The following is a 21,074-nucleotide window of genomic DNA, read 5'->3' on the forward strand; positions in this document are numbered from 1 at the left end:
AAACGAGTGAGCCATGCTCGGCGTCAGCAGCCGGGTATGGCGCGAGCACGGCCAAATCGGACAAATGCCTCATTCGGCAGATCGCGATAAGCGAAAAGGTGACCTGACCGCCACTCACCGCATTGCCGCGCAAAAACCTCAGAAATTCGCGCAAAGCGAAGTCCGCTACTAGTCCGCCGCCACTGGCTGAGCGCAGAGTTCCCCCTGACGACGGAAACGTCGAAATCCCCGGCAGAGCAGCGGGGAAAGGCGACACAAGGAGGTCAAGATGCGTTCCATTCGCAAGCAGCTGACCGCGGTGCTGATCGGCGCCGCGGCGGTCACCGGGCTGGTCCTGCCCGCCACCACGGCGGTGGCCGCACCGGCGACGACCGCGTCAGTGGCCGCCAGCGCGGCGAAGGGCGTGAAGGTCGAGGCCATCAACACCACGCTCAAACTCACCACGCAGCTCAACCGGATCATCACCAATGCGGTCGACCGGCACGAGAACCGCGAAGGCTACGTCAAGTCCATTGTGCTCGGCGCTTTCTACGAGGCCGGGCAGCGCTACAACGTCCTGGTCATCAAGTACCGCCACAAGTACACCGCCAACCTGCAGAACGTGGTCTACGACGCCAAGGTCAGCGCCGACGGATATCCGGCCTTCCGGGTCGTCGTTTTCAGCTCCGGCCAGGTCGTCAACAACAGTGACGGCGGCTGGGAGAACTGGGGCTTCAAGGGCTGGTTCGACCGCAACGGCAACACCGTCACTTTCCGTCAATCGTGAAGGAGCACATTGCCATGAAGATCAAGACCATCTTCGCCGCCCTGCCGCTGGTCGCGCTGCCGCTGCTCGGCGCCGTGGCACTGCCCGCACAGGCGGAGACCGCCGGCACCACCTCGACCCTGGCGGTTCAGGCCGAGCACGTGCCCAAGGTCAGCGTCCACCTCGACAACGGGGCCAACGGGGTCCAGGTCGCCAGCGCTATCAACAAGATCAGGACGCGGAACCGGCCCGACTTCGTGAAGCAGGCGGTGGACGCCGCCTTCGAGAAGAGCGGCGGGCGGTTCAACGTCATCATCATCAACCTCTCCCAGGAATTCACCCAGAACCTCAATGGCAAGCGGCTGTTCGCCAACATCGAGTTCAGGAACGTCCGTTACGCGCTGTGGATCGCCGAGTCCGGTGAGTTCATCAACCGGGGCGACGGCGGCTGGCAGAACTGGGGCTTCAAGGGCTGGTACGACCGCAACGGCAACACCGTCAAGTTCCGCAAGCCGTGACCCGGGCACACAAGGAGGACAACGCGCCATGAAGACCATGCACCGCATCATTTCCGGCGCCGCCACCGCGGTCGCCCTCACCGCCGGGATCGGCCTGGCCGCCCCGCTCGCCTCAGCCTCCACGTCGGCGGCCATCGACGCCTGTCACCTCGACAAGAAGGTGGAGGAACTCAGGGGCTGGGATCCCAACGTGAAGCACAACATCATGGTCTGGCGGGATCGGGCTAAGGGCGACAGCCATTTCGACGGCGTGGTGGCCCAGGGTGAGGCGAGGGCCAGGCCGTGCAAGGAACCCTTCGCCACCAAGGCCATGTACCACTGGGTGGTCTTCGACGGCCCGGGCCACTTCGTCCGCAAGGGCGACGGCGGTTACCGGAACTGGGCCTTCTTCGGAAGCTGGAAGCAGGACGGCAACCGCGTCACGTTCCAGCGCATCTGACCGGATCAAGAATGGAACCCCAACAGAACATCGTGGCATGACCGCAAGCCGGCTGCCGGAGGTGTGGTGAAGGGCCTGGGACGAAACCCAGGCCCTTCACTGCTTTTCCACTCGCCCTTGCCGGCGGCTGCACCGCGACCGGCCCGTGGTCCGCCGCGGCACCGCGACCGGTGCCGGAGAAGCGGTTCTCCGGACAACGCGTCGAAGTACTTCCGGGCCACGGCCGGTGATCCAGTCGACTCCACCGTCACTCACGTCCTTCCGAAGTTCGCGGAACTTCTTCCGCGAATCGCGGAACCGTTCTCAGCGCGACCTGACCCGCGCGGGTTCGCCGATACCGTCCGCGCACAGGGAAACCGGCGCATGAAGAACGAGATGTGAGCGGTCTCGCAGTGAACTCGGCGGGCCGGCCGGCAGGCTGATCTGCCTGCGACTTCCTCGGCACGCTGTCAGCGGAGGACCGGATGAAGCCCGTCGAGATCGAAGCGAAAACACTGATCCAGAGGGCGAAAACTCCTTCCCTCGGCTGCGTCGTCAACCCCTACACCGGCTGCGCGCTCGGCTGCGCCTACTGCTACGCCAGTTTCGCGGGCCGGGCGGTCGGCCAGCCGGTGCGGGAATGGGGGAACTACCTCTACGTCAAGACCAACGCGGTCGAGCTCGCGCGCACGGAGCTGGCCGAGATGTCCGGCCAGAAACGTCTCCGCCCCCTCCTGCTCAGCTCCACCACCGATCCCTACCAGGGTCATGAGGTGCAGTACCGGCTCACCCGCGGCATCCTGAGCGAGCTGCACGCGGTCCGGTACCCCGGCCTGGTGCGCGTGCTGACCAAGTCGCCCATTGTCGTGCGGGACATCGACCTGCTCACCAGCCTGCCGCGGGTCGAGGTCGGCTTGACGGTCACCACCGCCGAGGACAAGCTCAGTCGCTGGCTCGAAGTCCGCGCACCGCTGGCCTCGCACCGCCTGCGCTGCCTCGCCAAGCTGCACGACGCGGGCATCCCGGCCTTCGCTTCGGTCGGGCCGCTGCTGCCGCACTTCGCCATCGACCCGTACCTGCTGGACGTGTTGTTCGGCCAGCTCGTCGAAGCGGGCGTCACCGAGGTGTTCGTGGCGCACATCAACCTCAAGCGGTACGTCCTCGAGCGGATGAACCAGGTGCTGGCCACCGAGCAGGCCATGGTGCGCGCGGCCTACGTCCAGGCTCGGGTCAAGGCCTACCGCGACCGGCTGGACGCCATCGTGGCGGAGCTACTGGCCAAGCACCGCCTGCGGCTGCGCGTCGACGAGATCGAGCGGGACCAGCCGGTGCGCTGAACCGGACCGGTGGACCCACGGCGCGCGGCCTGCCGTCAGGTCAGCGCCACACCGATCTCGTGCAACGCGCCCGCAAGCTCCGCGCGCCGCTGCACGCCGAGCTTGCGGTAGGTGTTGGTGAGGTGTTTCTCCACCGCGCGCAACGTCACCGCGAGCGACTCGGCGATCTCCTGGTTCGACTGGCCCGCCACCGCGAGCAGCGCCACCCGGCGCTCCGACGGCGTCAACCGGACCGCCGCGGGCACCGGCGCCCCGCCGCCCAGTGCCGCCCTGGCCTGATCGGCGATCCGCCGGACGCCGATGGTTTCGGCCACCTGGAGGCACCGCCGCCAGAGGTCCGCGCTGTCCGACAGCTCCGCGCACTGCCGCAGCGCGAGCGCCAGCTCCAGGCCCGGTCCGGCGCCCTCCAGCACCTCGATGGCCCTGCGGGTCAGCGCCGCGCCGCCCTGCTCTCCGCTGAGCGCGCCCAGCATCCGCAACGCGCGGCCGGTCGCGGAGGGCGCGCCCCAGTCCTGGGCGATCAGGCGCTCCTCCTCGGCCAGGGCGAGGGCGTCCTCGGTGTCGCCGAGCCGGTGCTTGAGCAACGCCAGCGAGGTCCGCCAGGGAAACAGCACCGGGTTGCGCCAGCCCGAGCGGTCCAGCCGGGTTCCGCACTCCACCAGCGAGGCCGCGGCCCCCGGCAGGTCACCGCGGTGCGCGGCGTCGGAGGCACGCAGCAGGCCGACCACCGCGGCGAGGCATTCGTCCGCCGGCTCGCTCCCGGTGGCGGCCAGCGCCTGGCCGGTGAGCACGGGATCGCGCAGCTGCAGCACAACTCCCGCCAGCACCACCAGTGTCGACGGCCCCATCGCGTTCCAGGTCCACCCGATGAGCTCGGCGGCGCCGGTGGCGGCGCGGGCCGCCTCGGTGATCCGGCCGGACATCAGGTAGACCAGGGCCTGTTGGCCGCGGATCACCGCCTGTTCCACCACGTCGCCCCGGCTGCCGGCCACCTCCATCGCCTGGTCGAGCCAGCCCGCCGTGCCCCCGGCCGCGTTGGCCGCGGCCAGGCAGGTCACCAGCAGTGGCGCGGCCGAACAGCGGACCGGGGAGGACGCGGGCTCCTGCTCGAGCAACCGGCCGGCTTGCGCGGCCACCTCGCTCGCCGGCAGGCCGACGCCGACCATCGCCGTGTACAGCAGCACCGCCCGGAGCTCCCGCTCCGCTCCGCTGGTCGTCCCGCCGGGCCCGAGTTCGGCCAGCCGGGACGCGGCCTGGGCCAGCTCGCTCCGGTCGGTCGCCGCCGCGTGGCGCCAGCGCGCCTCGATCCGCAGCGCCAGTTCCCGGTCCACGGGATCGAGCCCGGCCGGGTCGCCGAGCTCCGCCGCGACCTGCCGCAACATCCCCACGACGCAGTCGGGCGCGTCGGCCATCACCATCGGCGTGAGCCGGATCAGCGCCGCGGCGCGGTCCCGCGGGGCGCGCAGCAGCGGGACGGCGTAGGAGATGCAGCGCGCGGCGGCTTGCACGTCGAGTCCGCGTACCGCGCTCGCCAGGTCCACCAGCACCCTGGCCCGGTCCTCGCCGTCGGCCGAGGTGTCCAGCAACGCCCGGCGCAGGTAGCGCACCGCGGTCTCCCGCGCGCCGGAACGCAGCGCGACCGCGGCGGCCGCGCGCAGGATGTGCACCGCCCAGGCGCCCTGCGGCCGGGTGATCTCCAGCAGCTGCCCGGCGACCTCTTCCGCGGCCCGGCCGCTGCCGTGCAGCAGCCGCGCCGCCCGGACGTGCAGCTCCTCCCGCTCGGCCGCGGTCATCATGTCCTCGACCGCGTCCCGCACGGCGGGATGGGCAAAACCGTTGTCCGCCAACAGGCCCAGCTTGCGCAGCGAGCTCGTCACGCCGAGCGCCGCCACCCGGTCGAGCCCCGTCAGCACGGCCGCGCCGGACAGCTCGCCGAGCACGGCCAGCGCTTTCAGCAGCGCCCGCGCGGGCTCCGGCTGGCCACTGACGCAGGTGGCGATCCGGTCCCGCGCGTAGCTCGGGCGCATCGCGCGGACCGCCGCGGCGTCGGCCGCCGTCGGTGGCAGGCCTTCGGCGCGCCAGGACAGCGAGAGCGCGGTGAGCAGCATCGGGTTGCCGCCGGTCGCCTCGTGGCAGGCGAGTGCGAACTCCTCGTCGCAGTCCCGGCCGAGCCGCGCCCGCACCAGTGCGGCCGAACCGGCCCTGCTGAGCGGCCGGGGCCGCAGGCGGTGCGCGGCGCCCGCGACGATCGAGACCACCGCGGGCCTGCTCGCCAGCGGGTCTCCGTCCCGGACGGTCACCACCAGCACGGCAGGCAGGTGCTGGGCCCGCCTGGCGAACGCCTCGAGCACGGCCAGCGAGTCCTCGTCGGCCCAGTGCAGGTCGTCCACGAGCACGAGCAGCACCCGCTCCTCGGCCAGGCCCAGCAAGACGGGCAGCAGATCCGCGCCGGTCCCCTCCGCCGGCGCCGCGACGGGCGTGGACTCCATTAGCTGGCGCAGCACGCCTTCGGCGAAGTCGAGCTCGATCGGCGCGCCCGAGGCTTGCAGCACAAGGCATTCCGCGGTCCCGTGGCCGCGCGCCAACGCCCGCAGCAGCGCGGTCTTGCCGGTGCCCAGCGGGCCGGTCAGCACGATCACGCCGCCCGCACCGCCCGCCGCGCCGCGCAGCACCCGGCCGACCACGTCCAGCTCGCCGTCCCGTTCGAGCAACACCGCTTCGCGTACCGCCTCTCTCATCCGCCGGGAACCCAGCCGAGCCCGCGCGCCCGGCCGAGCAGCGCGACGGCCCGCCCGCGCACCGCGATCTCGGCCGCCTCGCGCACCAGTGACGCCGCGGCAGGCGCCTCGGTGATCTCCGCGAGGTCGAGCAGCGCGGTGGCGTAGGCCAGTCTCCTCGGTGTCCCGCGCAGCAGCCGCACCGCCTCGCGGAGGTCCTCGGGGTCACCGCAGGCGGCCGCGCGGCCCAGGTGCGCCCGGCCGAGCACGCTCGGCACCGCCCAGGCGCGAGCGTGCTCCAGTTCCTCCTCGCACAGCCGGGCGGCGCCTTCGGGGTCACCGAGGGCGCGCAGGGCTTTCGCGGCCACCGAACGCCACTGCAGCATGGCGGGGTTGAGCCATCCCCTGGCGTGCATGCGCCGTCCGCACTCCTGCGCCAGCGCCAGTGCCCCAGCGGCGTCTCCGCGCCGGAGCGCGAGCACCGCGCGAGCGAACAGCACGAGTGTGCGGGTGTGCCCGTAGCCGAGCTCCTGGTCCGGCACGCTCGCGGACAGCTCCTCCGCCTCCTCGGCCAGCCCGCTCTCCAGGCAGAGCTGGATCCGCACCATGGTGAGCAGCCCGCGCAGGTCGGGATGCCAGCACCTCGGCGGCAGTGCGCGCCGCGCCGCGTCCAGGTCAGCCGCCGCCTCCGCGACCCGGCCCGCCTGCACCATCAGCATGGCGCGGAGGACCAGGGTGTGGCTCACCACGGCGTTCAGGCGGTGCCCGCGCGCCTCGGCCACGATGGCGTCCAGCTCCGCGAAGGCCTCGTCCAGGTCGTCGGTGAGCGCCAGCACCAGGCACGCCAGCATTTTTGGCGAACGCACCGTCGCGTCCGCGGCCAACGCGGCGCGGGCCAGCGTGCGCGCCAGCTCGGCGTCACCGACGCGGGCGGCGCACAGCCAGGCCGCCGCGCCCGCGTGCGCCGGATTGTCCGCCGCGACCGGCGGTGGCGGCACGTCGAGCAGCCCCAGCTCCGGCAGTTCGTACGGAGCGTCGGTGACCAGCCAGTACACCGCGTCCAAGTGGTCGCGCTCCGCGCCGGTCGAGGGCGCCGAGCCGTACACGTGCAGCGCCAGGCCGGCGTTGCCCCGGCCGAAGAGCTGGTCCGCGGCGGCCAGCCGCGCCGGGCCGCACTCCGGTGGCTGTGGCTCCAGCAACATCCGGGCGAGCCTGCGGTCACCGGTGTCGGGCACCCAGGTGCTCTCCGCCGCCGCGAGCTCCACCACCAGGCCGGACCTCGTTGCGGGGTCGAGGGGTTCGCGCAACGCACGTTCGAGGTGCCGGGCCGCCGTGCGCGGCTCCCCGCGCTGGACCGCTTTCTGTGCGACGGCGCGCAGCAACGGGACCACCCACGGCTCGCCCAGCGGCGGGGTCGTGTCCAGGATGCGCGTCACCTCGGACTCCTCGACCGCGTCGCGGTGGGCCAGCCGCGCGGCCCGGACGTGCAGCTCCTCGCGGTCCGCCTGCGCCATGCCCGCGAGGATCCGGTCGGCGCACAGCCCGGCAGCCAGGGCGGGCGGGTGGTCGCGGGTGACCAGCCCCGCGCCGACGAGCAGGTCCAGTGCGCGACCGGGCGCGATATCCCGCAGTCCGGCCACCGCGCACGTCAGGTCAAAGCCGATCCCCGGCCCGCACAGCGCGATCGCCCGCAGCAGCCCGGTCGCCTCGGCCGGCATCGTCGCGGTCGCCCGCACCACGAGGCAGGCGAAGGCGTCGGCCACCAGCTCCGCGACCTCCTCCTCGGTGGCGGAAGGGTTGGCGCGCAAGGCATCCAGCACCGCGTGCAGCACCGACGGCACTCCCCCGGTGCGGCGGCTCAGCGTGACGGCCATCCGCTCACCGCAGACCGCGGAGACCAGCGCCCCCACCGCTTCTGGCGGCAGCGGCCGCGTGGTCAGCACCGCCGCGCCGTCGAGCAGGCGCCGGGTCGCACCGGTCACGGCGAGGACCATGATCGCCCGGCTTTCGGCGCGGACGGCCAGCCGGGCGAGCCATTCCACAGTGCGGTCGTCGAGCCGGTCGGCGTCGTCGACGGCGACCAGGACCGGGGTGCTGCGGGCGAGCTCCCGGACAGCCGCGATGGCCGCCGCGGGTGCGATGTCGCCCGCCCGCCCGGGATCCACCGTCGGCAGCTGCCGCATCAGTTCGGCGATGCCCCGGTGGTCGCGCCCTCGGCCGGGCATCTCCCCCGCCGTGGTCAGCACCACCGCCCCAGCCGCGCGGGCCAGCTGGACCGCGTGGGTGAGCAACGCGCTGCGCCCGGTGCCGCAAGCGCCGCTGATCTCGACCAGCGAGGGCTCGCCCGCGGCCAGCGCGGCCACCGCCCGCTCCAGCGCGGCGAGTTCGGTGGCCCGGTCGAGGAGTTCGGCGGCGGAGCTCACCTCAGCCTGGCCGCGAGGTCCGCGCGCGCCTGGGCGCCGAGCTTGCGGTAGGCGTTGGACAGGTGGCTCTCCACCGTGCGCACCGTGATGAACAGGGCATCGGCGATCTGCCGGTTCGTCTGCCCGGCCGCGGCCAGCTCGGCGACCCGCCGTTCACTGCTGGTGAGCACGTCGCCGGTCAGGGCGGACATCTCGCCCATCCGGCCGCCCGCTCGCACGAGCGCGGCGCGGGCCTCGTTCGCACCGTCGAGGTCGCCACAGCGCACCGCCCGGTCGGCTGCGGCCCGGAGCTGCCTGCGGGCCTCCTTGTCCTGGCCGTCCCGCAGCAGCGCGCCGCCGAGCGCGGTCAGGGCCTGCACCTCGTACCGGGCGCAGCCCGCCTCCGCCAGTTGCGAGGCCGCCTCCCGCAACGTCTCGGCCTGCCCGGTGCACAGCCCGTCGGTGAGCAGCGCGTAGCCGCGGCCGACCGGCGTGTCCCACCGCCGCACCCTGTCCGCGCCGCGCTCGGCGACTTCGACGGCCTCCGGCACGCGGCCGAGCTCGACGAGCAACGCCACGGAGTCGACCCACCCCGCCGAGGTCGACGGGTTGCCCACCCCCATCGCCGCCATGTCCTTAGCGCAGTCCAGCAGGACGTCCAGCGCGGCCGAGGGCTCCCCGGCACCGCGCAGCAGGTGCGCCCGGACCTGCGCCAGCCAGACGTGTTCCAAGGGCTGCCTCGGCTCACCCAGTTCGGCGAGCAGCCGCGCGGCGCGTTCCCGCTCACCCGTGCGCGAGCACACCGACGCCAGCACACACCTGGCCCACCGCAGGTCGTCGAAGCCCACTCCGGTCGCGGGCGTGGACAGCGCCTGCTCGGCGTCGGCGCGCGCGTCCAGCAGCTCGCCACGGAGGTGCCGCAACATCGCCCGGGTGACGAAGACCATCGCCCGGAAGTCCTTGTCGCCCTTCGCCTCCGCCGTGGCCATCGCCCGCTCGACGACCGCTTCCGCCTCCGCCTGCGCACCGCAGTAGTGCAGCATCACCGCGCCCCGGAGGTCCCATTGGTCGTGCGGCATGGCAGGCAGGCTCAGGGCCGAGCGCACCAGTGCCACCGTGTTCTCGAGTGACTCGGCCCTCATCAGCATTCCGGTGGCCAGCAGCAGGGCGAGGCGTTTGGCCGATTCGGTCCTGACCCCGGTGGGCGAGCCGATCTCGCGGGTGCGGCCGAGAGCGGCGGCCACCGTGCCGAGGTCGTCGATCCCCACGGCCAGCATGGTGGCCTCGAGCCCGGCGCGCGCGTCCGGATCGGCGGTCCCGGGCAGTGCCTGCCAGAGGTCGAGCAGCGTCGTGAACGCCTCGCGCGAGTGTCCGGTCCGCAACGCGACCATCCCGTACTCGGCCGCCACGCAGGCCCGCCGCTCCAGGTCGCCGATGTCGCCGAGCACGCCCGCGTACCGCACGCGGGCTTCCTCCGGATCGACCTCCGCGAGCAACCTCGCCAGCTCCAGCCGGATCTCCACGTGCCCGGGGTCGGGTTCCAGCGCCCGGCGCAGGTAGTCGGCGGCCGCCTCAGGCCCGTCCGCACGGTCGTGGGCGGCCTCGCGCAACGCGGTGACCATCCACGGCTCGGTGATGACGGGCAGTGCGACGATCTGCTCGGCGATCTCCTGACACGGCCGTCCCTCGTCGCTGAGCAACCGGGCCGCCCTGGCCCGCAGCGCGGCCAGTTCGGCCGGGTCGAGCTGGGCGAGCAGGCCGGCCCGGAACTGCCCGGAGCGGAACGAGCCCCGCTCGGTGAGCACCCGAGCCAGTGTCAACGTGGTGCGGGCCGTCTCCGCGGCGGCGGCGGGCAGCTCGAACAACGCCGCGGCGGCCCCGGCGTCGGCCCCACCGAGGATCGCCACCGAGGTGGCGTACCGGCGGACGGGCTCGGGCTGGTCGTTGAGCCAGGCCAGCCGCTCCGCGTCCGAGCCCGCGGTCGCCGCGGCGCGCAGCCAGCGCGCCCACTCCTGGTCAGGTCGTCCGCCCAGCGCCACGACCCGTGCCACGTAGGCGAGGGTGGCGCCCGGGTTCCCGTTGCACTCCTGCACGCAGACCCGCAGGAAGTCCTCGTGCGGCTCGGTGCCGAACACGGCGCGCAGCAGCTCCCGCACCTCGGGCTCGGGCAGCGGGCCGAGGTCGATCACCGTGGTGTCGAGCGTGCCGGTCAGCTCGGCGAACCTCTCCTCGGCGGCCATCCGCTCAACGCACGGAAACGCGAGCACGACGAACAGGCCGCCCCGGCTCGCGCGCCGGGCGAGCAGGCCGAGCCACCGAGCGGTTCCGGCGTCACAGCGGTGGGCGTCGTCCACCACGACCACCAGGGGCCGTTCGGTCATGCGGTCGGCCGCGATCCGGACCAGCCACCGCAGCCGGGAGCGCTCGTCCTCCGCGGGCGGCTGCCCGGCCTCGGCGCCGAACAGGGACCGGGCCACCGCGAAGTCCGGGCCGCCGTCGGCACAGGTGGTGCTGAGCACCTCGGCTTCCGCGCGCACCGCCGAGCGGATCATGGACAGCAGGGTGGACTTGCCGATGCCGGTGGTGCCGCGCACCAGGACGACGCCGGGCAGTCCGGACGCGGCCTCGCGCACCCGCGCCCTGACCAGCTCAACCTCGGCCTGCCTGCCCACCGGCCGGATGGCCGCCAGACCTCGAACGGATTCGACCACTGCCCTGCCGCTCCTCGCGCCGACTCCCACCACCCGGTCGCCACACGGCTCAAGAGCCGGGGTGACAGCCGCGGCCCTTGAGCCGTGCCCGCAAGGATCCTAGACCGATCGGAGCAACCGGGTGGACGGTCAGGGTGGTGATGACGCGAACGGGTGCATCAACGGGACCACCGGTCGCCAGGTGCGCGAGTCACACCACGGCGTCGGCGATCAGGGCGGCGCTGAGCGCCTGCGCACCGCGGCCACTGCTCGGGTCGTGACCGGTGACCTTGGCGATGCGCCGGAGCCGGTAGTCCAGGGTGCTGCGGTGGATGAACAGGCTCCTGGCCGCCTCGTTGCGACTGAAGTCGGCCTCCTGCAACGCGACCAGCGTCTCCCACAGCACCGGGTGGTCCCGCAGCGGCCTGATGATCTCGGCCAGCCGCGCGGTGACCGCTTCGTTCCCGAGCAACGCGTACTCCACCAGCACGTCGACGACGCGGTACACCCCGGCGGGCCTGCGACCGGCCACCACGAGCCGCAGCACGTCCCGCGCCTCCGCGTAGCCGTCCGCCAGCTCGGCCACCGCTCGCTTGGCCGTGGCGACCCAGCCGTCACCGGCCAGCTGCCGGGTGAGCTCGTCCAGCAGCTCGGCCTCCGTGCCCGGCACCAGCAGCACCAGGGCGCCCGAGCGCCTGGTGCACAGCACCCCGCGTCCGGTCAGGTCCAGCGCGGCCAGTTCGGTCCGCCGATCCGCGGGAAACCGGGCGAGCACCACGGCGTAGGCGGGTGCGAGCTGGTCGAGCACCTCGCAGGGCAGCGCCGTGCCGTCGATGAGGTCGGCCGCGAGATCCCGGGGCGAGCAGGTCACGGCCTTGCGGCCCAGTCCTTCGACGAAGTCCTCGAGCAGCTGACCGCCGAGCTGTGCGAGCTGGGCCAGTTCGGGATCGCCCGCGGCGGCCTCGCGCAGCAGCTCGACGAGCCCACCGGTCCGCGCACCGGCCCACTGCTCACCGGCCGCGCGCACCCTGGCCCGGAACTCGGCGAGCCGCTGCTCCTGCTCACCGGCCACCCGCAGGCCACGCACGGAGCCGGCGTCGGCGCCGCGGCCGAGGTTGACGTCATGGGCTTCCTGCACGCGTGCACTTGTCATCGGTTCGACACCACTTTCCGAGATGTCCCCAGTCCCAGTCGTTCACTACTGTCCGCTACCGCGACTGCCCTGTCGGAGTAGTACCGCCACCCGTTTAGGGGAGTCGATGTGGACGGGACAAGCTTGAGAGTGAGCGATCACAACGGTCAACTCGAAGTGCCAAATACTGTGGACAGGTGGTGGACGGCGGTCGCGTTGGTACGGTCAGGCGTACCCGGGGGCCGGATTGGTACGGTCCGACGCACGTCGTTCCACCAATAGGAGGACACCGCCAGCCCCTGAACAGCGGAAAGCGCCAACACCCGCGTCGCCCGGCCTGCCGGCGAAGGCGTCCGCGTGATGTTAGCGCTCACTTTCCCGCCGGCCCCGCGCGGCCGACTCGCCACGGCTCATTCGTACATGGTGACCTTGGCGGTGGCCAGGTCGTAGGACGCGCCCACCACACGCAGCTTCCCCTGGGCGATGGGTTCGGCGAAGGCCTTGTTGTCCTGGAGCGTCTTGACCACCTTGCGGATGTGCACCTCCAGCGCGGCCGCGTAGATGTCCCCGCCCCGTGCCTGCGCCTCACGAGCCGCGGGCACGAGGGCGGAGACCAGCGCACCGAGCGCGCCGGAGGGCAGCTTGCTCCGGTCCTTCATCGCCTCCACGGCCGCCTTCACCGCACCGCAGCTCTGGTGGCCCAGCACCATGATCAGTGGCGTGCCGAGCGCCACCACGCCGTACTCGATGGTGCCGATCGTCGGGTCGGCCAGCACGTTGCCCGCCGTCCGCGTCACGAAGACATCGCCGAAGTCCTCGTCGAAGACCGCCTCGACGGGCACCCGCGAGTCCGCGCACCCGAACACCTGGGCGTAGGGCGCCTGGCCGGTGGCGTGCTGGCGGATGCCGTCGAGCGTCTGCGGGTGCAGCGCCTGGTTGGCGAGCAGCCGGTCGTTCCCGGCAAGCAGCCGCTTCAACGCGCCATCGGGAGTTTTCGGCAGCTCCTGCGCTGACGGCATCGGCACCTTCGTGCCGGTGGTGGCACCGCCGGCGCCGCTGGCACCTGAGGCGCACGAAGCCGCGGCGAGCCCCAGCCCGCCGATCGCGAGCCCGCGCAACAGGGTTCGCCTGGCGGTCACAGTCTGGGGAGCATCAGAGTTGGTAAGAGACATGCTGCATTGTGGACAGACGACCGGCCCGGAACCCGCCGCCACGATCGCAAGTGCGCCAACCGCGAGCGAAGTTCCGAAAACCTCGGAGAGCCGGGGGTTTCCCGGTCAGCCGAGGCAGGCTCGGACGGCGTTGACCAGGTTCGTCGCCCGCGGGTCGTCAGGCCGGTAGTTCCAGAGGTTGGTGACGTAGCCGAAGCCCACACCGGCATCGGGGTCGCCGAAGCCGATCGAGCCGCCGGAACCCGGGTGGCCGAAGGATCCTGGCCCGAGCATCGGGGCCACCGGGCTGGCGCGGAAGAACCCGAGCGACATGTAGAAGGAGCGGTCGGCCGGGATGTTCAGTCCCGCGGGCAGTCCGTGCATCGGCGTCCGGTCGGTCTGCACGACCGTGGCCTGCCGGACCGTCGCCGGGTTCAGCAGCCGCACGCCGTCCACCCGGCTCACCGTGGCGGCGTACATCCGGGCCAGCGACCGCGCGTCCGCGATTCCGTTGGCAGCAGGGAACTCCGCCGCGCGCCAGGCCCGGGTACTCGGATAGTCCGACGTGTTGTCCAGCGCGCCACCGAGCTCGCCCGCGCGGGCCTGGACCGAGCCCGGCGCCCACAGCGCGGTGATCCACGCGGTGACCGTGTCCCGGTCGAGCCCGGTCAACTTGATCATCGCGTCGATGAACTCCGGCATGGTGAAGGGGGCGGCGTTCTCGATCCGCGCCACCCGGTGTTCTTCCTTCTCCGGCAACCCGATCCACGCGCTCAGCCCGAGCGGGCGCACCACCTCCTCGGCGAAGAACGTGCCCAGCGACTTGCCGGTGATGCGGCGCACCAGCTCGCCGACCAGGAACCCGTAGGTGACGCTGTGGTAGACGTGCTCGGTGCCCGGCCGCCACAACGGCTGCTGCGCTTCCAGCGCCCGGATCACCGGGTGCCAGGCGCACGCCTGCTGGAAGGTCAGCGGCCCGTCCACGATCGGCAGCCCGGCCTGGTGCGAGAGCAACCAGCGCACCAGGACCTGCTCCTTGCCGTTGACGGCGAACTCCGGCCAGTAGTCGGCCACCGGGGCGTCCAGGTCCAGCTGACCCCGTTGCACCAGCAGGTGGGCGCAGATCGCGGTCATGCCCTTGGTCGTGGAGGCGACCTGGATGACGGTGTCCTTGCGCCACAACCGGTTCGCCTGGCGATCGGCGAGGCCGCCGTACAGGTTGACCACCGGGCGGCCGCCCACGTAGACGCTGCACGCCGCGCCGATCTCACCGGGCTTTCCGTCGAAGTTCGCCCGGAACGCGTCGGCGACCTTGCCCCAGCCGTGGTCGGCGCCGTTGCCGTCCTCGGTTAACCCGTCTGTCGTGTCCACAATGGACTCCTTTCCGCAGAGCTGGTTCGATGAGCGTTACTTCTTTGCGGTGCCGGGCTTTCCGCTGACGGACTCCTGATAGATGTCCGCGTAGGTGGGGGTGTCCTTGATCAGGTCGTCGCAGAAAGCGGCGACGTCGGTGCCGATGAGCTCCAGGACGCCCTTGCCCGCCGCGACGCCCTCCTCGAAGAAGTCGACGATCCCCGGCAGCAGCGGCCCGTCGTGCAGGTCGACCGGCCCGACCTTGAACAGGTACCGCTGCATCTCGTTGTAGACGATCTGGTAGTCCGGCGGGAGCGCCTTGACCCGCGCCTTGTGCGCCCGCCACTGCCTCTTGCCCTCGATGATGTCCTGAATGCCCATGTCAGCCTCCCAGCCGGTTCAGTTTCCGCGCGACGTTCCGGTTCAGCTGCTCGCGCCACCGGTCGCGATAGGTCCGGCCCCGTTCCTCGCCGGCCAGCGCCGCGCAGAAGCCCTTGATGTCCTCACCCAGCACCTCGTGCACGCTCTGCCCGTCGGCCGCGGTCTCTTCGAGCAGCCCCAGCGCGCCGTCGAAAATCGGCGTCAGGTTCCGGCCGGTGAAGTCGGAGTAGAGGGAAAGGTGTCCCTTGATCTCTTCCCAGGCCGCCCGGTAGTCGGCGGGCAATGCCTCGGCCCTGGCCTCGAACGCCTTCCAGTCCCTGGTGAGATCGCTGCCGGTGATGGTCTCCCAGAAGTTCATGCCCCGCCCTCCTTGAGCTTGTCGATCCGTGATGTGATGTATTCCCACTTCGCCCAGAACGTGGCGAGCTCCGCCCGCCCCGCGTCGTTGAGGGCGTAGAACTTGCGCGGCGGGCCCTGCCCGGACGGTCGTTTTGTCACCTCGACCAGCCCGTTCTTCTCCAGCCGCAACAGGATGGTGTACACCGTGCCCTCGACCACGTCGGCGAATCCGAGCTCGTTCAGCCGACGCGTGATGGCATACCCGTAGGTCTCCTCGCTACCGATGATCTCCAGCACGCAGCCCTCAAGCGTGCCCTTCAGCATCTCCGTCAGGTCGTCCATCGTGGGTCCTCATTCGATCCGCCCAGTACTCAGTGGCACTGGGTACTACTACAACGTATCACGGAGTACCGGCGACTTGGCAACCCCCGGTCCACCGCAGTTCCCCACCGGCACACCGCAATCCCGCGCATGGGGTCAATCCCGGCGTCCGCCCTACCGTCCACTCATGACCGATGCGCTCATGGCCCACCTGGCCGGACATACCGCCGCCGTCACCGGTTCCAGCTCCGGCAACGGCCGTGCCATCGCCCTCGCCCTGGCCACGGCGGGCGCCAACGTCGTCTGCTCCGACCTCCGCAAGTCCACAAAGGACGGTGGCTACGAGGCCGACGCCGACCGGGACACCGACGAGGTGATCCGGGCCAACGGCGGCACAGCCGAGTACCTCGACGCCGACGCGAGCGATGCCGCGGACGTGCAAGCCGTGGTCGACCGCGCGGTCCAGACCTTCGGACGGCTGGACATCATGGTGAACAACGCGGGCATCCTGAACGCCCCGCACACCATCGTCGAGGAGACCGAAGCCGAGTTCGACCGCACCATGCTGATCAACTGCAAGAGCGTGTGGCTGGGCTGCAAGACCGCGGTCACCCAGATGCGCAGCCAAAACATCGTCGACGGCGCCCGCGGCCGGATCGTCAACATCGCCTCCACCGGCGGCCTGGTCGGCCTGCCCCAGGCGCCCGCCTACTGCACCGCCAAGGGCGCGGTGGTGAACCTGACCCGCCAGCTCGCCGTCGACTTCTCCGCCGAGCGCATCAACATCAACGCCGTCTGCCCCGGCTTCCTGCACACCGCGATGCTCCGCCCGCTCATCGACGACCCAGACCTGAACCGGCTCCTGCGCGACAAGACCCCATGGCCGGAGCTCGGCCACGCCGAGGACGTGGCCAACGCGACCCTGTTCCTGGCCTCCGGCAACGCATCCTGGGTCAGCGGCAGCATCCTGACCATTGACGGCGGCTACACCGCGGCCTGATCAGGAGTCCGGTCAATGGTTACCGCGCGAGCGCCTCGCCGTTGCCGACCGGGAAGAACCGGTTGCCACGACCGTGCACCACGAGCGTCGGCAGCGCGGCGAGGTCACGCAGCGTGTAGGCGGGCGCCTCGGGGTCGACGGTGGTCGACGCGCCGGAGTCGCGCAGGTCAGTTCTCGCCGGTCAACCGGAACGAGTACGTCCCGGTCCGCCCTTCGCTCGACCACACGGCCAGCACGTACCGCTTCCCCGGCTCCAGCCGCCCCATCCCCACTCCGTAGCACACCCCGTGCGGCGTGTGCGCCGTCAGCGACGCGCCGTCCTCCACCAGGGCCATGGTGAACTCACAGCCGGAGCCGTCGACGGGAACCAGCTGCACCTCCGCGGTGGCCTGGAAGCCGTACAGGTCGACCCGGCCCGGCACGTCCAGGGTGCCGCGCACGGTGTCGCCGAGGCCGGCCGGGATGCGGCGTTCCTTGGCGGTGTTGAGGCGGAAGGCGAAGTTGCCGGTCGCCCCGTCGTCCCCGGTCACCGTCAAGGTGTACTTGCCGCCCTTGAGCACCCGGTACTGGTACACGCTGGTGATGGTGAAGCCGGGTGAGTCCGGGTCGTACGGGCCCTCGAGGTTGACCTCCAGTTTGCCGCGGTCGTGCAGGTCACCGCGCACCTCGTGCAGCCGGAACACCGTGGCATCACCCAGTTCCAGGCGGTAGGTGTGCACCGTGCCGGGCTTGTCCACCCGGCCGGAGACGGTGGAACCGTCCCGCAACACGCCCTGCTCACCCGGGCGCGGCCGGGGTTGTGGTCCTCGGGTCATCGTCTCGGTCATCGCCGCCGCGCTGCGGGCGAAGGCGGTCTGGCCGGTGAGCGCCAGGTCCAGGGTGCAGCCGTCCAGCGCCTGGCCGGAGACCCACAGGGCGGCACAGCGGCGTTGTGCGGCGTCCCGCCGTGGCGCGGGCAGGTCGGCGACGCTGATCTCCTTGTCCGGGAAGGACCGGTCGGTGTAGTCGGCGGTGCCGCGCCCGGCCGGGTAGTCCAGCAGCGGGTCGTTCGCCCCCACCCGCCACCGGTCGGCGAACTCGCCGTAGAGCTGCTCCCGGGACGGCTTCTCCGGCAGCGGCTTGCCGTCCTTTGTGGACAGATCGTTGCCCGGATCGCCGTTGAGGTCACCGAGCAGGCCGCTGAGCTTGCCCCCCAGCTCCGGGCGGGGGAACAGCAGCACGTGCAGGCCCCAGCGGCCGATCGGGTCGATGTCGGCCTCGGAGCCGTCGGGGAAGGTCACGGTGTGCCCCTCCTCGATGGCCACGATCCGGCCCCCGCCGGGCAGCCGCTCGTCGAGGGGGTGGATCTGCCTGCCGTTGAGCAGGATCCGCGGTGCGCCCGAGTCGGCGGCCAGGTCGAAGACCACCCGGTCCGCGCCGACGCGCAGGGCCGCCTGCTGGTTGACCGAGACGGTGCGGCTGCCGGCCAGCGGGGCCTGCCGGACCTGCACCTCCCATTGCGGGGCCCGCGCGAGCACGAACTCCCCGACCGCCTGGAAGTCGTACTCCCTGCGGTCGAAGGTGGTCAGGTGCGGGTCGCCGACGCTGCCCCCCGGCACCAGGTCGCTGCGGCTGGGTCCACCCCTGGCCGGCTTGCTGTCCTTGCCCTTGTCGCAGTCGGCCTTGATCTTCGCCGCGTCCAGTTCCTTGCCCGGCGGCAGCGGCCGGGGACCGTAGCTGTTGCGCGGCGGGAAACCTTGGCTGGCGCGGAACTCGTTCTCCGCCCGGACCGCCCGGACATCCCTGATGGGCACCCGTGTGCCGGACTTGCCGGGTTTGGCCGCGGCGCACTCCCCCTCGGCGAGCTGGTTGTTCCCGCCGTCGAAGGCGTGGGTCAGCTCGTGGTAGAGCGCCGAGCACGGGTCGTAGCTCACGGTGGGATCCCCGTGCAACGGTTTGTGGTTGTCGTGGTCCCAGTAGATGGTGGCCCAGTCCGGGGTGGTGTGCGCCCTGACGTTCAGCTCGCCCTTGACCGGTTTGATCCACACCTTGAAGGGGCCGTCCAGGAAGGGCATGATCTTCGCTGGGTCGAGCGGCCCGCGCGGCGGCCCTTTGGGGTCGTTGCCGCGGAAGAGCGACAGGCAGCCCTCGGCCGTGGCCCGGAACCCGGCGTCGCCGCCGTCGACGACCTGGATGGCCGCCCGCGCCACCCGCGGCGGCGCGAACTGCCCGGCCACCACTGCCAGCAGCACCAGCACCACCACCCCGGTGCGGCTGCGCCGCCGCAGCAGCAGGACCACCAGCAGCACCAGGACCAGCGCGCCGACCGCGATCCCGGCGATCACCAGCCAGGACAACCCGTTGCCGGCTGACCCGACCTCCAGCGCCGCGGTGGCCGGGGCGCTCGCGCCGTCGCACACCGGGCCGTCATCGGCCGCCGTTCCGGCTGGCATGCGGTAGGCGGCGGTCACCACGTAGCGGCCTGGCCGCTCCAGTGCCCAGTGCGAGCCGAGGCCGCCCGCGGGCACCGGGCTGACCGCGGCCAGCGCGGCGTCCGCGGTCAGCGGGAAGGACAGGCTCTGCCCGGGCGCCACCTGCCGGGCGGTGGCGGTGAGCATCGCGTCGAACCCGGCGTGGTACGCGGTCTGGATGAACTCCGGCTCGACCGGCTGCCCGTCCCGGGTCACCGACAGCACCTCGACCGTGCCCGCTGCGGTGGCGGCCAGCGTGCACGGCCGGTCGCCCCGGTTGGTGACGGTCATGGTCAGCCCGTCCGGCCCGCGGGCGTCGTCCCGCTGTTGGATCGACACCTCGATCGGCGTCTCCGCCGCCGCGGCCGTGGGCGCGGCCAGGCTGAACCCGGCCAGCAGCACTCCCAGCAGCGCGGCGCGCATCGTCCTCCCCATGATCGGCACCCTAGGGCCGCGCCGGCCACGATGAACGGTGTTGCCCCCGAGAACGCCCGTGCGGGCAGCCAGGCGCCCGGAGCCGGGCGCTGACCATGGCGGCCGCGCGCCGCAGCGGCTCGGCCAGGGACCGCAGGTTCCGCTGGTCCAGGACCACCACGCCCAGCAAGGCGGTGATCCCGCCGGTGCGGTCGCGGATCGGCGCAGCCATGCACGAGACCGGCAGCCCCAGATCGGCCGCGTGATCGATGGCCAGGTCCCGCGCCCGCGCCTCGGCGACCACGGCCACGCTGATCCGCTCGCCGCGCACTGCCGTGGCGAGTTGGCGCAGGGGAACTTCCGCCGCCGCGCGCAGGGCCGGGTCGGGCTGCCAGGCCTGTCCCAGCTCGGCCATCCGCGGTCCCATCCGGTAACGCCCGGACCGGCGCTGCACCGCGCCCAGGGCGAGCAGCTGGACCAGCAACCGGTGGGCCGTGGCCTTGGGCAGTCCGGTGGCGGCGGCGAGTTCGGCCGGTCCGGCCTCACCGAGCCGGGCCAGTTCCGCCAGCAGGACGAAGGTGCCTTCCAGCACTCCTCGCCCAGTTCCTCCCTGTGGTCGCACCGAGCCCCCTTCGCGTCTCGCTCAGCGGGACGCCCTCTCCCCCAGCGCGCTCGGCCAGCCAGCCGGTCGCGGTGTCCATCAGTGAGGGCTTCCTCCACGGCGAAGGACTCGGCGGGGCGCGGATGATGGTCGAGAACGTGACCGTGGTCAACAGCGCGATCCTCACCCGGGTCAACATCTTGTGGGAGCAGCCGCTGCCGTTCTGCCTGCACTACGTGGGCTAGCGTCCGGTGGCGCGGCCACCGGGGGCTACCGGCAGGATGGTGGCATGGAATCGCAGCGGACAGCCGAGCGCGTGCGCGCCTGCCTGGCGGAGTTGATGCCCTCCTTCGGTCCTCCGGTGGTGCTCACCCCGCTGACCGTGGTGCCCTCCACCGAGGTGGTCAGCAGCGGACATGGTCTGCGGCGCAAGGTGGGCATGGGGTTCACCGTCGCGCTCGGCTTCGTGGAGAGTCTGTTCGGTGGCGCCAGTGACATGACCGATGAGAGTCGCCACACGCCGCCTGCCGGGTTCATCCACACCGACGCAGGCCGGTTCGTCGGCTTCGACGAGGAGATCGACCAGCTAGACCGGTGGGTGGTCAGCGACGGTGCCGCGGTGGCGGTGGTGGAGGAGAACGGCGAGGACTTCACCGTGTGCTGGCGCAGCGGGACCGATTCCCGGCCCGAGGCCGAGGACGTCGGCGGCGATGTGCCGTACCTGCGGCTCAGCTTCGCCGATGGCTCCCAGGTGGGGTTGCGGATGACGGCGGAGGAGCGCGCGACGGTGCTGGCCGCGCTCTGAGTCACCGGCCGGGCTGGTCGCCGAGCCGCAGCCACAGCACCAGGCGCTGGTCCTCCTCGGCGAGGGCGATGGCCGAGCTGGAACGCAGGCGACTGCGGCCAGGCGCGGTCGCTGACGCGAAGCGCGCACAGGGTGTGCCCCGACGCGGCCCCGTTCCGCCAACGGTTTCAGCAGGGCCTGGCCGGGTAGGGAATTCCACCGTGGACAGGCAGCACCGCGCTGGCTACAGTGCCATTAGTTAACTTCCCTTCCTAACTGGTTCTCGTAGCTTGCCGTGGCCCCTGCGCGCCAAGGAGTTCG

The 21,074-nt window shown here is 72.0% G+C and carries 19 protein-coding genes; 8 read left to right on the forward strand and 11 right to left on the reverse strand.

Annotated features, from left to right (window positions below; all coding sequences use genetic code 11):
* Positions 1 to 13: 13 nt before the first annotated feature.
* From M8C13_RS00430 to M8C13_RS00450, 5 genes are all read left to right on the forward strand, one after another.
* Positions 14 to 172 (forward strand): hypothetical protein, encoded by a 159-nt coding sequence (locus tag M8C13_RS00430; protein WP_252478377.1) that lies wholly within the window; start codon positions 14 to 16, stop codon positions 170 to 172.
* A 96-nt stretch (positions 173 to 268) separates the two neighbouring features.
* The gene (locus M8C13_RS00435) at positions 269 to 766 is read left to right on the forward strand and encodes a hypothetical protein (protein ID WP_252478378.1); all 498 of its coding nucleotides are present in this window, start codon (positions 269 to 271) and stop codon (positions 764 to 766) included.
* 14 nt (positions 767 to 780) lie between these two features.
* Positions 781 to 1,263: a hypothetical protein gene (locus M8C13_RS00440; protein ID WP_252478379.1), complete on the forward strand. Its 483-nt coding sequence runs from the start codon at positions 781 to 783 to the stop codon at positions 1,261 to 1,263.
* Between the two features lie 28 nt (positions 1,264 to 1,291).
* Complete coding sequence (locus M8C13_RS00445; protein WP_252478380.1) at positions 1,292 to 1,702, forward strand: hypothetical protein; 411 nt, start codon at positions 1,292 to 1,294, stop codon at positions 1,700 to 1,702.
* A 464-nt stretch (positions 1,703 to 2,166) separates the two neighbouring features.
* Entirely contained in the window at positions 2,167 to 3,018 is an 852-nt protein-coding gene (locus M8C13_RS00450) for a radical SAM protein (RefSeq protein ID WP_252478381.1), read from the forward strand.
* A 35-nt stretch (positions 3,019 to 3,053) separates the two neighbouring features.
* Here the strand turns inward: M8C13_RS00450 and M8C13_RS00455 are convergent, their stop codons facing one another.
* From M8C13_RS00455 to M8C13_RS00495, 9 genes are all read right to left on the reverse strand, one after another.
* On the reverse strand, positions 3,054 to 5,756 hold the full coding sequence (locus M8C13_RS00455; RefSeq protein ID WP_252478382.1) for an AAA family ATPase: 2,703 nt from the start codon (positions 5,754 to 5,756) through the stop codon (positions 3,054 to 3,056).
* Positions 5,753 to 8,158 (reverse strand): AAA family ATPase, encoded by a 2,406-nt coding sequence (locus M8C13_RS00460; RefSeq protein WP_252478383.1) that lies wholly within the window; start codon positions 8,156 to 8,158, stop codon positions 5,753 to 5,755. The genes M8C13_RS00455 and M8C13_RS00460 overlap by 4 nt, the downstream gene beginning before the upstream one ends.
* Positions 8,155 to 10,848, reverse strand: coding sequence for a LuxR family transcriptional regulator (locus M8C13_RS00465; RefSeq protein WP_252478384.1), 2,694 nt, complete (start codon positions 10,846 to 10,848; stop codon positions 8,155 to 8,157). Before M8C13_RS00465 ends, M8C13_RS00460 begins: the two co-directional genes overlap by 4 nt.
* Positions 10,849 to 11,038: 190 nt before the next feature.
* A complete protein-coding gene (locus tag M8C13_RS00470; protein ID WP_252478385.1) occupies positions 11,039 to 11,980 on the reverse strand; it encodes a CdaR family transcriptional regulator in 942 nt (313 codons plus the stop codon).
* A gap of 389 nt (positions 11,981 to 12,369) precedes the next feature.
* Positions 12,370 to 12,978: a carbonic anhydrase gene (locus M8C13_RS00475; protein ID WP_252478386.1), complete on the reverse strand. Its 609-nt coding sequence runs from the start codon at positions 12,976 to 12,978 to the stop codon at positions 12,370 to 12,372.
* Positions 12,979 to 13,236: 258 nt separating this feature from the next.
* Positions 13,237 to 14,481 (reverse strand): serine hydrolase domain-containing protein, encoded by a 1,245-nt coding sequence (locus M8C13_RS00480; RefSeq protein WP_252478387.1) that lies wholly within the window; start codon positions 14,479 to 14,481, stop codon positions 13,237 to 13,239.
* Between the two features lie 36 nt (positions 14,482 to 14,517).
* A complete protein-coding gene (locus M8C13_RS00485; protein ID WP_252478388.1) occupies positions 14,518 to 14,844 on the reverse strand; it encodes a DUF1048 domain-containing protein in 327 nt (108 codons plus the stop codon).
* A 1-nt stretch (position 14,845) separates the two neighbouring features.
* Positions 14,846 to 15,202 carry a DUF1048 domain-containing protein gene (locus M8C13_RS00490; protein WP_252478389.1) on the reverse strand — a complete coding sequence of 119 codons (357 nt, stop codon included), beginning with the start codon at positions 15,200 to 15,202 and terminating at the stop codon, positions 14,846 to 14,848.
* A complete protein-coding gene (locus tag M8C13_RS00495) occupies positions 15,199 to 15,525 on the reverse strand; it encodes a PadR family transcriptional regulator (protein ID WP_252478390.1) in 327 nt (108 codons plus the stop codon). The genes M8C13_RS00490 and M8C13_RS00495 overlap by 4 nt, the downstream gene beginning before the upstream one ends.
* Before the next feature lie 166 nt (positions 15,526 to 15,691).
* Here M8C13_RS00495 and M8C13_RS00500 point away from each other — a divergent pair, with 166 nt between their 5' ends.
* Positions 15,692 to 16,504, forward strand: a complete 813-nt coding sequence (locus M8C13_RS00500; RefSeq protein ID WP_252478391.1) for an SDR family NAD(P)-dependent oxidoreductase — start codon at positions 15,692 to 15,694, stop codon at positions 16,502 to 16,504.
* Positions 16,505 to 16,671: 167 nt separating this feature from the next.
* Here M8C13_RS00500 and M8C13_RS00505 read toward each other — a convergent pair whose 3' ends face one another.
* Together M8C13_RS00505 and M8C13_RS00510 are read right to left on the reverse strand one after the other, a co-directional pair.
* A complete protein-coding gene (locus M8C13_RS00505) occupies positions 16,672 to 19,389 on the reverse strand; it encodes a VWD domain-containing protein (RefSeq protein ID WP_252478392.1) in 2,718 nt (905 codons plus the stop codon).
* 10 nt (positions 19,390 to 19,399) lie between these two features.
* The gene (locus M8C13_RS00510) at positions 19,400 to 19,960 is read right to left on the reverse strand and encodes a helix-turn-helix domain-containing protein (RefSeq protein ID WP_252478393.1); all 561 of its coding nucleotides are present in this window, start codon (positions 19,958 to 19,960) and stop codon (positions 19,400 to 19,402) included.
* A gap of 101 nt (positions 19,961 to 20,061) precedes the next feature.
* Between M8C13_RS00510 and M8C13_RS00515 the strand changes: the two genes are divergently transcribed.
* Together M8C13_RS00515 and M8C13_RS00520 are read left to right on the forward strand one after the other, a co-directional pair.
* Positions 20,062 to 20,214: a hypothetical protein gene (locus tag M8C13_RS00515; protein ID WP_252478394.1), complete on the forward strand. Its 153-nt coding sequence runs from the start codon at positions 20,062 to 20,064 to the stop codon at positions 20,212 to 20,214.
* 44 nt (positions 20,215 to 20,258) lie between these two features.
* Positions 20,259 to 20,774, forward strand: coding sequence for a hypothetical protein (locus M8C13_RS00520; RefSeq protein ID WP_252478395.1), 516 nt, complete (start codon positions 20,259 to 20,261; stop codon positions 20,772 to 20,774).
* Positions 20,775 to 21,074 lie beyond the last annotated feature (300 nt).

This window comes from Crossiella sp. SN42 (assembly GCF_023897065.1).
Classification (GTDB): domain Bacteria; phylum Actinomycetota; class Actinomycetes; order Mycobacteriales; family Pseudonocardiaceae; genus Crossiella.

Excerpts from the sequence above, each read along its gene's own strand:
- M8C13_RS00430 (WP_252478377.1), top strand. The coding sequence starts at position 14 with ATGCTCGGCGTCAGCAGCCGGGTATGGCGCGAGCACGGCCAAATCGGA.
- M8C13_RS00435 (WP_252478378.1), top strand. The coding sequence starts at position 269 with ATGCGTTCCATTCGCAAGCAGCTGACCGCGGTGCTGATCGGCGCCGCG.
- M8C13_RS00440 (WP_252478379.1), top strand. The coding sequence starts at position 781 with ATGAAGATCAAGACCATCTTCGCCGCCCTGCCGCTGGTCGCGCTGCCG.
- M8C13_RS00445 (WP_252478380.1), top strand. The coding sequence starts at position 1,292 with ATGAAGACCATGCACCGCATCATTTCCGGCGCCGCCACCGCGGTCGCC.
- M8C13_RS00450 (WP_252478381.1), top strand. The coding sequence starts at position 2,167 with ATGAAGCCCGTCGAGATCGAAGCGAAAACACTGATCCAGAGGGCGAAA.
- M8C13_RS00455 (WP_252478382.1), bottom strand. The coding sequence starts at position 5,756 with ATGAGAGAGGCGGTACGCGAAGCGGTGTTGCTCGAACGGGACGGCGAG.
- M8C13_RS00470 (WP_252478385.1), bottom strand. The coding sequence starts at position 11,980 with ATGACAAGTGCACGCGTGCAGGAAGCCCATGACGTCAACCTCGGCCGC.
- M8C13_RS00475 (WP_252478386.1), bottom strand. The coding sequence starts at position 12,978 with ATGCCGTCAGCGCAGGAGCTGCCGAAAACTCCCGATGGCGCGTTGAAG.
- M8C13_RS00485 (WP_252478388.1), bottom strand. The coding sequence starts at position 14,844 with ATGGGCATTCAGGACATCATCGAGGGCAAGAGGCAGTGGCGGGCGCAC.
- M8C13_RS00490 (WP_252478389.1), bottom strand. The coding sequence starts at position 15,202 with ATGAACTTCTGGGAGACCATCACCGGCAGCGATCTCACCAGGGACTGG.
- M8C13_RS00495 (WP_252478390.1), bottom strand. The coding sequence starts at position 15,525 with ATGGACGACCTGACGGAGATGCTGAAGGGCACGCTTGAGGGCTGCGTG.
- M8C13_RS00500 (WP_252478391.1), top strand. The coding sequence starts at position 15,692 with ATGACCGATGCGCTCATGGCCCACCTGGCCGGACATACCGCCGCCGTC.
- M8C13_RS00505 (WP_252478392.1), bottom strand. The coding sequence starts at position 19,389 with ATGGGGAGGACGATGCGCGCCGCGCTGCTGGGAGTGCTGCTGGCCGGG.
- M8C13_RS00520 (WP_252478395.1), top strand. The coding sequence starts at position 20,259 with ATGGAATCGCAGCGGACAGCCGAGCGCGTGCGCGCCTGCCTGGCGGAG.